Origin of the sequence: Nostoc sp. ChiVER01, from assembly GCF_034531155.1 — a bacterium.
GTDB lineage: Bacteria > Cyanobacteriota > Cyanobacteriia > Cyanobacteriales > Nostocaceae > Nostoc.
The window spans coordinates 462962-476305 of sequence record NZ_JAVRBS010000001.1; the positions used below are offsets into that span (position 1 = coordinate 462962).

The window sequence follows — 13344 nt, forward strand, 5'->3', positions numbered from 1 at the left end:
AATTGCATCTCCCGTTAACTCTAATTGAGTAAGATTGCAGAGACTAGCTAAGGGGCTAAGGTCGCTAATTGCATCTCCCGTTAACTCTAATTGAGTAAGATTGCAGAGACTAGCTAAGGGGTTAAGGTCGCTAATTGCATCTCCTGTTAACACTAATTGAGTAAGATTGGAGAGACTAGCTAAGGGATTAAGGTCGCTAATTGCATCTCCCGTTAACACTAATCGAGTAAGATTGGAGAGACTAGCTAAGGGGCTAAGGTCGCTAATTGCATCTCCGATTAACACGAATTTAGTAAGATTGGAGAAACTAGCTAAGGGGCTAAGGTCGCTAATTGCATTTCCCCATAACCTTAAATCAGCAAGATTGAAGAGGCTAGTTAAGGGGCTAAGGTCGCTAACTGCATGTCCGATTAACAGTAATTCAGTAAGATTGAAGAGACTAGCTAAAGGGCTAAGGTCACTAATTACTATGCGGTTTAATTCTAATTGAGTAAGACCATGAATATTATTAGTTTCAAAAACTATTTCTAACTTAGTCAAATTCGCCAGATTTTTGAGAGGGCTAAAGTCTGCTAATAGTGGATTTCTTATGCTCAGAACAGAGATATTGTTAAGATACTCAAATCCCTCCCATGATTTTAAATTAAAAACGTATAATTCATTGAGATGAGATAATACAGTATGAGCATAACTACTCCGATCAAAGGCATCCCAAGCTTTGCATAATTCTTTAGTTAACTCATAACGAGTATTTGTTGCATAATCTACATAATCAGCCAACACCTGCATAGCAGTTGAACTACCAATCTTGGCTAATGCTGCGACACACCGAGCCATTTCTTCTGAAGAGTAGTTTGGTTTTGGGGCAAGCAAGCGTGCGATCGCATCCCCAGCTTTAGCAACCATTACCACCTCGTCATCATCTTTGGGAGGTAACAACGCCTCCGCTTTTTCAATTACTTTAGCACGCACTTCTGGATCGACCTCTACGGTTGTTTCTAAACACGCCACCGCTAACAAATGCAAATAATGGCGTTTCTCTGGCATTTTGTTACCCATTGCAAGCAACTTTTTTAGCAATTTTTTACGCTCTATGGGGCGAGCTAACCCTGCCGCCACAATAATTGCTTCCCGCCATTGGTCGTTATCAGCGCGCTCTAGTAGTACATTGAGGCTATCTTCATCAAGTGCTGCATTTGCTGCAAGAAACTCTTGAAAAGTGCGGTGTGCAAAATCAATTTTCCCTGTTACTGGTTGCCGTAAAAGTGCAGCTCTCTCCACAAACAGAGCGCGTATCTGTTGCCCAGTAACTTCTTTGGGAAAGTCCATCCTTGGTAGGCGACGCGAGAAATGTGCATCAGCTCGGTCTATTTCAACGTCAGAATAATTGTTTTCCATCATCCAATAGGCAAAAGATTGAATCAATGCCAATTTCTGACTATCAGATAAACCCCTGGGGTAAGAGTCATCAAGTTCGAGTCTTATTTTACGCCCGCGATCGCGGTTATTCAATAACATATCAATACATTGTTTGTAAAGATTGATACGTTCTGTAGGCAAATTTTCACGCCGTTCTCTATGCAGGGCACAAATCATCGCACATAGTAATGGTGTGGTTGCCAGTCGTCTCAATTCAGGACGTAGATGCAAGAGACGTTTGAGGTCATTAGCTGTACTGGACAAGTCAATCTGTTGATCTTCTGGGCGACAAGCATCAAGTAGGGCATTATGCCACTGAGTAACAAATTGCTCAATATCACTAGGACTCATAGGCTGTAGTGACAGATTGAGAAATCCTTCTTTCTCTGTCCACCTTTCCCACTCGTGCCACGTTTCTCCTTGGCTGTCCTTTAATCCAGTAGGACGTGATGTAACAATATAACGTGCATAAGGATAGGTTGCCATTAAGTCAGCAAGAGCATCAAGAAAATCTTGGCGCTTGTGCCGTGGTAGCTCATCCACCCCATCAATTAATACCAATGCATATCCATCCTTAAGGCATTGGTGTACCCAACCTTTGGGCATAGTATCGGTAATATTAGGTGCATGGAGTTTTGGAAACTCTTCTGGTGTGGGGAAATCTGTATCTACGAAAGACCTTAACCGAATAAAAAATGGTGTTAGCCAATTCCAAGACTCCAAGACAGATGGAAAGTCTTGTTTGGCAGCACGTACCGCTAGCCATTGAAGAAGTGTACTTTTGCCAGCACCAGCCTCACCCCGAATCACTATCTTTCGGCAGGCGACAAGCGTCTCATTTACCAGAGATGTCTGTAACCTTGTGGTTTTATCATCTTTTTGACTATGAACTGCTATTTCTTCCGTTAGGCTTCTACTAAAAATTTCTGCCTCTTGATTCTCTTCTTCTCGTCCATGCTGTGTTGCTGACAGAGTTATATAGGCTGTGCTGAGGCTTTGTTGAGTGGCTATGTCGTCCATTGGCCCCATACCAAACACCTCCAGCTTATCTAGTTTGCGGATGATAGCATCTCGATATTTTGTCTCAAAATCAGTTTTTTCTCGTTGAGACTGCTCCTTTAATGTTTGGTGATGTGTGATAATCTCTTCCAAGCGATGCAAAGTTTCTGTAGTCGCAGCAAGAGTAAAATTTTGCAGTTGTGGTGCTAGTTCTATGATGCCTTTGCTTACTTCTTCCAAAATCCGCTCATAGAGAGCAGTTTCATTGCGATCAAAGTGTTTGCAAGCCTTTGGATAAGCACTGCGGAGATTTGGCGTTAAGCGTTTTGCATCTAGATTAAAACTCATCAGCAACTCATTCGTTACCTCAGCCCGTTGCAATGTTTCCGCAATTTCCGTTTTAATCGCTGTGCGACTGTTTTCGCTCAGGTTTGCGGCTTCCAGGTCGAAAATAGGCTCTACCTGTTCTACTATCTGCTGGGCAATCTTTTCAGTAATTCTTTGTGTTTTTTCTTGGTCACTCGGATTAGTAATAAAATTTTTAATTTTGTCTACTATATTTTCTTTAACTGCCTTCTCAGATGAGAGATTTTGTAACCAAGTAGAAAATATGAACTTTGCAATAGCAGGGCAGACGATGGAAATAAGGGATTGCATTACAGCCATGAGTATGAGTCCAATGTATAATTCGTTATGTAATTCAATTTCTATACAAGTGATTAAACGTTTTCATTAAAAATTAAATATATATTGATTGGCAGAGATAATTTTATTGTCATGAGGATATTAACGTGATTAATTTACATATTAAACATTTATGCTTTGTAGTACCAAATAATTAGCTAAAAGCTATACAAACCCCGAATTTCTCAAAAGGCTTGAAGAAATAGGGGTCGACAACTGCCAAAATTCATATTGCAAAACAATTCCAGTAGTTCTAAGTATTTTTGTGGTCAACATTTACTTACTGCGAAACTTCGCGCATTTAACGTAGACCCAGCATCAGAAGAATTAGAAGAACTACAACGTGCAATTAGTAGTGCTTCCCCTTACCAGGAGATTTTTGCAACGGTTTATAAGTGTTTATCTCGACTACCTTAGTCATGACATTATTGCAAGAAAGCATCATGGAGATACTTATACAGTGAAAGCATTAATTGAACTGGCTGCCTAAGTGGATACCACCAACATCGGTAGTTGGACTGCTCTAGCGATCGCAGCAACCAGAGGCGATCTGGAAACTATGACAGATAATTTTATTGGAATAAATTTATTAATCCGCGCCGGGGCGACAGGGTGAACTATGGACAAGGGAGAAGAGTTTTCCCCTCTGCCCCCCGCACCCCGCCCCTCTGCCTCTTTTCCATGCCCAATGCCCTATCCCCATTAAAATCAAAATCGTTTGTGCAAACTGAGTGCAAATTTCTCTGATTACATTAAAATTTACAAATCTTGATGTTCATCGTTACGCGCTCATAAGAAAATGATCATAATAAAGCGAGATAAAACGCCTAAAAAGCTTGAGCATCTAGGAAATAACAACTTCCATGCTTAGAAAAGCTGGCAATTTGAGTTGCAACAAATTAATCCAGCAGTTTGATTGGACTGGGTGAGCAATCTGAAATTTATTTATAAATCGAAACAATTTTCTTAAACTTTCGTTAACAGGAGAAACAATTAATGCCATTTGGACCAGCTTCACGCCTGGGAGTAAGTTTATTTGATGAAACCCCTCCCGTTGAGTGGGTATCAGGTCGCTCACAAGAAGAAGCAGAAACAATCATTCGGGCAGTCTATCGGCAAGTATTAGGCAATGCCTATGTGATGGAAAGTGAGCGGCTCACTGTGCCCGAATCCCAATTTAAGCGAGGTGAATTGAGCGTCCGCGAGTTTGTTAGAGCAGTAGCTAAATCTGAACTCTATCGTTCTCGCTTTTTTACCAGTTGTGCCCGCTACCGGGCGATCGAACTCAACTTCCGCCATCTGCTGGGTCGTCCACCGCTAGATTTAGAAGAAATGCGGGTACACAGCACCATTCTTGATACTCAAGGGTTTGAAGCTGAGATTGATTCTTATCTCGATAGTGATGAGTATCAGTCTACCTTTGGTGAGAACATTGTGCCTTATATCCGAGGCTACAAAACCGAAGCTCTTCAAAGTATGGTGCAATTTACTCACACCTTCCAGTTGGTGCGGGGTGCTTCTAGCAGCAGCCTGAAGGGTGATCTGTCGGGCAAAGCTCCCAAGCTTAATTCCTTAGTAATTCAAAGCACGCCTACAGCAGTAATTTCACCTGCTAGTTCTGGGGCAACCTTCTCTCCACCTCCTACTGGTGCCCGTACTCGTCTTGGAGTCGATGCTAGTGCTGGTGGTAAAGTTTACCGCATTGAAGTCACAGGTTATCGTGCCAAAACCTTCAATAGTATTTCCAAGTTTCGCCGTTCCAACCAAGTCTTTCTGGTGCCTTACGAAAAGCTCTCTCAAGAGTATCAGCGCATTCACCAACAGGGCGGTGTGATAGCAAGTATCACTTCTGTATAAATTCGGGTGCAAACTTAAAAAATTAAGGAGCATAAATTTCAATGGCATCCCAGACAATTCTTGAACTTTGGCCCGCTAGTGACTTAGAGGAAGTTCAAACTATCATTCGTGCAGTTTACAAACAAGTTTTAGGCAACCCTCATGTCATGGATAGTGAGCGGTTGGTGACAGCAGAATCGCAATTGTGCGATCGCTCCATCACCGTGCGGGATTTTGTTCGCGCCGTCGCCAAGTCTGATTTTTATCGTACCCGCTACTTCGAGTCTTGCGCTCCCTACCGTTTTGTAGAACTTAACTTTCTGCACTTGCTTGGTCGCGCACCCCAGGATCAACGAGAAGTTTCCGAGCATATTGTTCGCACTGTCGCCGAAGGTTATGATGCTGAAATTGATTCCTACATCGATAGTAGTGAATATCAAGCAGCCTTTGGCGAAAACGTAGTACCCTACGATCGCGGTAAAAGCAGCGAAGCCAACTTCAAGCAAGTGGGCTACAATCGAATGTTTGCTATTGATAGAGGCCCTGCTCAAATTGATAGCTCAGTCAAATCTGCACAATTGGTCTATGCTATTGCTACCAACAGTGCCAATGCCATTAATGCCTCTTCGTCTACCGTCATTGGTTCTGGCACCGAAAAACGTTTCAAAATCGTAGTGACAGGTTCCAAATTCGACGGCCCCCGCCGCATCAGTACAACTGAGTACATTGTTCCAGCTAGTAAAATGACCCCGCAAATTCAGAGGATTCATCGTACTTCTGGCAAAATTGTCAGCATTACTGAAATCGCATAGCGTTTTCCAGGGTAGGCAACAATACTTCTCGGTTAATGGGAAAAGGGCAAAGGGAAAGGGGAAAGAAAAAAGCTTTAACCCTTACCCTTTTCCCCAAACCCCATTCCGAGTTAAAAATGCTTAACCGAAAAGTATTGGGGTGGGCAATGCCCACCAAGACAATTAACTTTTTTAATTTACAATTTTTCAAAAAATCACACGAAAATCTTAAATTTAGGAGGCATTAACATGGCACTTTGGATAGAAACCGAATCTGTTGAATTACGCCCCAACGCTACTGAGGATGATCTGCAAGGCGTGATCCGAGCAGTGTATCGGCAAGTTTTGGGCAATGCTCATGTATTTGATAGCCAACGGCTTACCAGTGCAGAGTCTCAATTGCGGAATGGTGACATTACTGTTACTGGCTTTGTCAGAGCCGTAGCTCAATCTGATCTATACCGTTCGCTGTTTTTTGAAACTTCTTCTCCCTATCGTTTTATCGAATTAAACTTCAAACATTTGCTCGGTCGCGCCCCGCAAGATCAAGCTGAAGTGGCGGAACATGTCCAAATTTACAACACTCAGGGTTACGCAGCAGAAATCAACTCCTACATTGATAGCAATGAATATATCAGGAGTTTTGGCGATAATATTGTACCCTCTGCCCGTGGTAATCGTACCCAAGCTGGGGTCAAGAATGTCGTTTTTAACCGTAGCTTTGCCTTGATGCGGGGATTTGCTGCCAATGATTTGGGCAAATCAGCAAAATTGATTAGCGACATTGGCACTAACCTAGCTACCAAAATTGTTTCCCCGCCTCGTGGTTCCGGTGCTATCAGCAATACAGGGAAGCGGTTCCGCATCGCTGCCTCCAAAGCCAATTCTGGTGTTCGGGTGAATAAAAGCATGGCAACATTTGACGTGGGATACAACCAGCTAGCCAAAAAAATTCAGAGCATCCAGAAAACAGGAGGCAAGATTCTTAGTATCACCGAAATAGCTTAACGCTACTAATGGAGAATTTCCTAGCCTCTAACATTTTGTATATGGATGATCTGTAAGGGTAAATTGGGAGATTCTCCAATTCAAAAGCAAATAGCTAAAAACACAAACCAAAGAGTTGATGAATATTACAGAATTTGTTAGAAATTCTATTGGGCGTTGGCGATCGCAACGCAGTGCCCATCATTTAGCATTCGGTCACTTTGAAGCCGTACAGTCTGAGATAGATATCATTGCTCTCCCAGATGATGATCCGGCAGTAATTGACTTGTGTAAAAGCTATAACATTGATCCTCAAACAGTTGTTTCTCCTTTTCGGATGAGTTGGGAAGGCCAATCAGACTGGGATGACAATGAAATCAAAGGTAGTTGCGTCCTAGTTCCTATCCCCGATCCAACTCATCCCCATCGTGGTAAACTTTTGCGCGATCAAGGCTATGCCGAAACGATCGCAGCAGCTGGCGATTATTACTTAACAGAAGACAGCACATTCGTGCTAGTCACCACCTACGATCACGCCGCCGCCGAAGAAAAGATATGGTTTGTCAACCCCAATGTCCGTTGTCGGGTTTCTCTAATTAAAACCAGCGCTGGTACAGGAGTTGTCACTGCCTCTTTTTCTTCCGAAATCCGCCAGAATATTCACAAATAAACTAGATATAAAAATGGCTTTCTAAATATTTTTGGTCATATATATACAACGTCAGAGCGTGCAGTTTCAATATGAACTGACCACGTTAGTTTCGTTATGTCATTAGTCTTGCAATAGACACTTTTGCCATAGCTTAAGGTCATAATTTTGAATTTTGCAGAAAGTGCGGTCTTGGGCAAAGTCTAAGAAGTAACTTTACAAAACAAATTCTGTATTGTTTATTTATCCTTATCTACTTATGAATTCTTCACCACCACATATCCGCGACAGTACATCGAATCATTTAATTACCCTAGCTCGTTGGATGTCAGGGGATTTCAGCAATTATAAACAGGCATTTGAAAATCCTAAAGATTACGCTCATATTCACGTATTATTTCGTCCATTACCATTTGAATTCTTCTCAGGAATCGGGCTTTATTCAGAACAGGTTTATGACTATGATTTGTGGAGACCTTATAGACAGGGAGTACATCGCTTAGTAGCTCGTGGCGATGAGATTTATATCGAAAACTACAGTTTAAAAAATGCCCTTTTCTATGCTGGTGCAGCCCGTGAGTTAAGCATTCTTAAAACCATCACCCCAGATTGTATCGCACGTAGATATAACTGCTCGATGATTTTCAAACGCGAGGGAGATAGATTTATAGGCGCTGTTGAGCCTGGAAACTTATGCTTGATTGAAAAAAATGGCTGCCAGACTTATCTCGATAGTTACGTTGAAATCACAGAAACTACTTGGGTAAGCCTAGATAGAGGGCTAGATGTCAATACACACGAGCAGGTTTGGGGATCTACCTTTGGGGCTTTGCGATTTGAAAAGCGGGAGGGTTTCGCCCATGAAGTCCCAAACATCCTATGATCTTTCCCTGCCTAATCTGGCCATTAAAGCGAATATGCTACCCCCAGAAGCGCAGAAAAAAATGCAGTGCTGGATTCGCAGCAGGCATTTAATTTGTTCAGGTCATTTCTTTGTTTTTGAAACCGTAGATTATAGTGCTATTGAGCGTTTTTCCCAATGTGTGGGAGCGTTAGGAGGAACTATTATTTCGGTTGACCCAAGTAATAAAATTTGGATGGGCGATCATCGTCAAGTGATCCTATATCAGGCAAGAGCCAGTTTGCATACACCCTGCCACAATTTGAAACAATATTGGATAAAATACGGAGGCTTTCGCACCCGATTTGATGAGCAGGCTTAAAGTTAGTAATCGCAAAGTTTTCCTCAAAAGCGATCGCCAATCATGGACTACGTGGGAGCAATGCGATTTTGTGAGGTGGGCAAGCAGGGGAGGCAGGGGAGGAAAAATAAATTAAGTGTATTTTGAAATATTTATAGTAGCACATGTTACTAAATTCTCTCTTTACTCCCCCTGCTCCCCCTGCTTCAAAAAGCGATGATTTCACATTTTCGCGTTGCTCCCGGACTACGTATACCTTAGTTACTAATAATATAAAATATAAAAGTAAGATTACTCAGAATAGTTTTATGGTTTCTCATACTGTGGCTGGACGGGGTAAATGGCTAAAAAGCATTTAGAACTTAGAAGGAAGAAGTACTTCAAACTAAGTTCACAAATAGCTCAGTTAGATAATGCACAATTGCGTTATTTGTTTGACAATAGTGAGTCGAATGAGTCAAGCACGGGTTGGGGGATGAATCACACCATCGTCCTTGGGAAATCCAAGGTCTTTGTGAAACGTATTCCGGTTACAAACATCGAATTTGACAACCTGTTCTCCACCAGAAATATTTATAACTTACCAACTTACTGTAACTACGGCTTCGGTTCCACTGGTTTTGGGGTCTTCCGGGAACTTGTTACCCATATCAAGACAACCAACTGGGTATTGTCGGGAATAATTGCCACCTTCCCATTGATGTACCATTATCGGATTATTCCTTTCTCTGGGCAGCGTGCAGATGTCGATAGTTCACGTCTAAAAGGTTACGTGGAGTACTGGGGTAATAGTGCCAACGCCGGAAATTATGTGTTAGATAGAGCGAACGCCAACTATGAGTTGCTTTTGTTTCTAGAGTACATACCGCATGTTCTGGAAACATGGCTGCTCTTAAACCCCAACAAACTTCAAAAATCCCTGGACGATTTACGCACAACGATTAACTTTTTGAGAACGAAGGGAATCATCCACTTCGATGCACATTTTCGCAACATCCTCACTGACGGTAAACAGATATATTTGACCGATTTTGGTTTGGTACTGGACAAGAGTTTTACGTTGACTACAGATGAAGAGTTTTTCTTTAAGCAGAACACATTTTACGACTATGGAGAAGTCCTGCGAAATCTTGGTCATCTTATTAGATCGTCCTATGATTTATGTTCAAAGAACGATAAACGCAAAATTATGGAAAAATATGGTATAAAAGAAGGCTTAAAACCTTATGAACTGAGGTCTATATTACTCGACAACATCGAGCAGATACATGCTGATGGGGTGATGAAGTTAGATGAGTTCTATGTTGCCAGCATCGTCAAGTACCGCAGCATCATTGCGCTGATGCAAGACTTCTTTTCTGATATGTGGGAAAATAACAACAAGGACACAAAACTTCCTCACGCAGAACTACAGCTGCTGCTCAAAGAGACAGGCTTTCTTCTTGGTGTTGGAACCCACGCCAGATAGCTGCCATCATTGGATAAAAATATACATATTTTGAGTATTTGATCAACTATCAAAACTGTGATTCTTGCAAATAGTCGAAATCCTGCATCTTGCTGCATTATCGCTTATGTTTTTAAAGTATAAAAATGTTCGTGCTATTATTTGAGCAGCGTTGTATGGAAGAGAATGAGAAACGAATTCTTGACTCATGGCAAATGAATGCTTTGTTATGGACACAAGCAATTCGTAATAAACAGATTTATAGTCGTGCGATCGCCACAGATGCCGCTATAGTCAAAGCAATAAGCCAACTTAATCCAAAAACATTTTTAGATATTGGATGCGGTGAAGGATGGCTGTCTCGACAGCTTTTTTCTTTAGGATTTGATGGCTGGGGTGTTGATTTTTGTGCCGATCTCATTGAGGCAGCAAGGCACAGTGGTGATTCTCGCTTTGTTGTCTGTTCGTACTCGGATCTTGCATCACAAAGATTTAGCACCATCAACTATTTCTCTTGCTTTATTTGCAACTTTTCAATTCTAGGCGAATGCGCTGTTGATGAGATTGCCAAGGCAGGCCATAATTTGTTAGAGGACAAAGGCAAAATAATTATTCAAACGCTTCATCCGATAATTGCTTGCGGTGATACATACTCCAATGGGTGGCGCGAAACTTCATGGCAAGCAATTGCAGACCAGCCATTTCACCCTACTCCTGGTTAAGGGGCGTAAGCGCCATATCGTTGTAGACTCTCAAGGATTATTAATTGGCGTTTTAGTGACCGAAGCTAATGCCTCAGAACGTTTAGGTGCAGTGGCTGTACTAGATGAAGCCTTAGCCTTAACTGAACTGTATTAAGTTATATTTACTGCCTTAACGAGCAATATTCACTACTTGCCAAAATAGTTTTGGTGCAATCAAGTAAATTGATAAAACGTATACGATGATACCTACAAATATGGAAACACTTAGTAATGCTAAAGGACTGATTAATGTAGAGCAGAAAAATTTAACAAGACTGATAGCAATCAACATTAATATTGTACCTACTAAAGGTATAAAACCTTGGCGTAAATAAGTGCCTATATCAATGTTGATCAACTTCCGAATCACCCAAATATCAATAGGAGCCATTACATAACTTCTAATAACATAAGCTGCTGCAACAGCAACAATTCCCCATTTAACTGATATGGCGAAAGCAATTATATTAGTGATTGCTTGTAAAAAATATAAACCTAATTCCCAAGAAGGTTTTCCTATAGCCATCATTAAAGGAGTGTTGAAATAAAAATAAGCATAAATAACTCCCATAAGATTTAAAACTTGCATGACTGGAATACTTGGTATCCACTTTGTTCCAAATATAACCACCACTATTTCAGGTGCTAATACCACAGTCGCTAAGAAACCTGGAAATGTAATTAAGCTTGCGAATTGGATTCCTTTGTAAAATGCGTTACGTAATCTTTCCGGTTCTGCTTGTAACCGAGAAAAAGTTGGTAAAGAAACTTTGACAACCACAATAGTTAGTAATTGTGTTAAATTTAGCAGCAACCGATAGGCAACGCTATAATATCCTAGTGCTACAGAACCTAGAAAATAACCAATTAACATATCGTCAGAACGACGATTTAAGAAGTTAAATAAGCTCATACCCATGACATTCACTCCAAAGGCAAATAGTTCTTTGAAGTGTTTTAGCGAAAATTTAAATCCTGGTCGCCAGTCACTTACGCACCACAGCACTAAAACTTGGGCTAAGTTATTGGCTAATTGCTGACCAACTAAGCTCCAAACTCCAAACCCCATGAATGCCATAGTTACGCCTACTATACCCCCAACAACCCCTGCTATTAATGAGCGTATAGCCAGGGATTTGAAAGCTAGTTTTCGTTGAAAAATTGCTTCTTGAACGCTACTAAAACCAGTAATTATAAAGCCTAAAGATAACCAGCGAATTATTGATGTAATCTGTGGCTCTTTGAATAAATCAGCAATCAATCCAGCACAAGCAATACTTAATATCGCTGCTAGCGCATTAACTCCTAAATTACTCCAAAAAGCAGTATCTAAATGCTCTTTTTCTAGGTCTTGACGTTGCACAATTGCTTGAGAAAGACCTTGGTCAGCAAAGATTTGCAAAAAATTTAAAAAGATAGTAGATAAGGCTATTAACCCAAAAGTTTGTGGGCCTAGCAAGCGTGCCAATACTAAGAAAACACCAATGGTTATAACTTGTCTTCCCCAACTGTCCAGAGCAGACCAAAATACTCCTTTAACAGCTTTTTGTCGTAAATTCGATGAATCTTTATTTGATTGCATTACAGAGGTTAGCTTTAGAATTACCTATGATGTAACTGTGAGGATGCACTTTAGTTTAATCCTCCAAACAAAATTTAATTTTAAAGCGTTGTTTACTTTTAATAAAGTCTTAACATTTATAAATAATTTATCAAAACTGAATTTAAATGAAGTTTATCTAAAGTAATCATGAAATTATAATATAATTTATTTAACAAATTCACTCTTAATTATTTATATGAGCAATTAAACCAATAATTTATGAAAAATCTTTAGCCTGATAATAAAATGTTACATAGCAATCTTATCTGATTTATGAACCATCTAGTGCAATACGGTTCAGTTAAGGCTCAAAGTTGTGTAAATTAAGAATTGTAATCAAGACTAGAAAGAAACTATAGTGCATCTCAAAGACTTCGCACTGTTGTCTCCAATAATACAAAGCAGTGAGCTACTAAAAGCGATAGAGACAGCCATACCGATAGCATACCTTGGCTTTTTGTCTAGTTAAAATATATTTTCCTTGCTCACTCAGGCTATCAAACCACTCAAACCCATAAAAGCCCATATCTGTAATCAGTAAACCACCCACTGGTAGGCGCTATTTGTATTTCACCCCACCAGTTGGTTTCGTTACGTTTGGCATCGGCATCGAAAAACGCCGCAACTGGGCGGTGGTTGAATGCTTCTACTACCATCAGCATTTTTCCCCCTAAAACTGCACCTGTTTTTTGTTGAAGTTGCCCCAAGTGTTTTTTGACTGCCTCCAAGGTTGACGCATCCGCAATCCATACTGCACCGAACTCTTCTACTACTGATGCCCAAACAGGTGCTATTTCATTTCTGCTTTTTTTAGCTACTAGGCGCTCTATTACTTGCTCAAATAGCTTAATAAATAAATGTGCTGGTAAGCTCTCTAGCTGTTGAGATAATGCTTGCCGACTCACAGACATTGCCTTTACCCACAATAATCCTTCCACTTACAAGCAGCGCAGCACATCTGTTAAATAATTTATTTGTCTGTAC

The 13344-nt window shown here is 40.7% G+C and carries 12 protein-coding genes and 1 pseudogene; 10 read left to right on the top strand and 3 right to left on the bottom strand.

The window, feature by feature from the left end; all coding sequences use genetic code 11:
* Positions 1–3084 (bottom strand): NACHT domain-containing protein (locus RMY00_RS01770; protein WP_322645910.1); only part of this gene is annotated, 3084 nt, incomplete at its 3' end.
* A 508-nt stretch (positions 3085–3592) separates the two neighbouring features.
* On the opposite strand from RMY00_RS01770, the gene RMY00_RS01775 reads away from it, so the two are divergent.
* The 10 genes and pseudogenes from RMY00_RS01775 to RMY00_RS01820 all read left to right on the top strand — a co-directional run.
* Entirely contained in the window at positions 3593–3718 is a 126-nt protein-coding gene (locus RMY00_RS01775; RefSeq protein WP_322645911.1) for a hypothetical protein, read from the top strand.
* Positions 3719–4098: 380 nt separating this feature from the next.
* Positions 4099–4959, top strand: coding sequence for a phycobilisome linker polypeptide (locus RMY00_RS01780; protein WP_322645912.1), 861 nt, complete (start codon positions 4099–4101; stop codon positions 4957–4959).
* A 41-nt stretch (positions 4960–5000) separates the two neighbouring features.
* Positions 5001–5750, top strand: a complete 750-nt coding sequence (locus tag RMY00_RS01785) for a phycobilisome rod-core linker polypeptide (protein ID WP_322645913.1) — start codon at positions 5001–5003, stop codon at positions 5748–5750.
* A gap of 228 nt (positions 5751–5978) precedes the next feature.
* Positions 5979–6737: a phycobilisome rod-core linker polypeptide gene (locus tag RMY00_RS01790; protein ID WP_322645914.1), complete on the top strand. Its 759-nt coding sequence runs from the start codon at positions 5979–5981 to the stop codon at positions 6735–6737.
* A gap of 118 nt (positions 6738–6855) precedes the next feature.
* Positions 6856–7386 (top strand): phycobiliprotein lyase, encoded by a 531-nt coding sequence (locus RMY00_RS01795; RefSeq protein ID WP_322645915.1) that lies wholly within the window; start codon positions 6856–6858, stop codon positions 7384–7386.
* A 238-nt stretch (positions 7387–7624) separates the two neighbouring features.
* Positions 7625–8248, top strand: a complete 624-nt coding sequence (locus RMY00_RS01800; protein ID WP_322645916.1) for a chromophore lyase CpcT/CpeT — start codon at positions 7625–7627, stop codon at positions 8246–8248.
* Positions 8226–8588, top strand: a complete 363-nt coding sequence (locus RMY00_RS01805; RefSeq protein WP_322645917.1) for a CpeR family transcriptional regulator — start codon at positions 8226–8228, stop codon at positions 8586–8588. Before RMY00_RS01800 ends, RMY00_RS01805 begins: the two co-directional genes overlap by 23 nt.
* Before the next feature lie 319 nt (positions 8589–8907).
* Positions 8908–10035, top strand: coding sequence for a hypothetical protein (locus tag RMY00_RS01810; RefSeq protein WP_322645918.1), 1128 nt, complete (start codon positions 8908–8910; stop codon positions 10033–10035).
* Positions 10036–10229: 194 nt separating this feature from the next.
* The gene (locus RMY00_RS01815) at positions 10230–10736 is read left to right on the top strand and encodes a class I SAM-dependent methyltransferase (RefSeq protein ID WP_322646023.1); all 507 of its coding nucleotides are present in this window, start codon (positions 10230–10232) and stop codon (positions 10734–10736) included.
* Positions 10732–10851 (top strand): annotated as a pseudogene (locus tag RMY00_RS01820) (transposase); the annotation flags it as partial. The gene RMY00_RS01815 and the pseudogene RMY00_RS01820, both read left to right, overlap by 5 nt.
* A gap of 36 nt (positions 10852–10887) precedes the next feature.
* On the opposite strand, the gene RMY00_RS01825 reads toward RMY00_RS01820, so the two are convergent.
* Both RMY00_RS01825 and RMY00_RS01830 read right to left on the bottom strand, forming a co-directional pair.
* Positions 10888–12339, bottom strand: a complete 1452-nt coding sequence (locus RMY00_RS01825; protein ID WP_322645919.1) for a lipopolysaccharide biosynthesis protein — start codon at positions 12337–12339, stop codon at positions 10888–10890.
* Positions 12340–12866: 527 nt separating this feature from the next.
* Entirely contained in the window at positions 12867–13271 is a 405-nt protein-coding gene (locus RMY00_RS01830; protein ID WP_322645920.1) for a hypothetical protein, read from the bottom strand.
* Positions 13272–13344 lie beyond the last annotated feature (73 nt).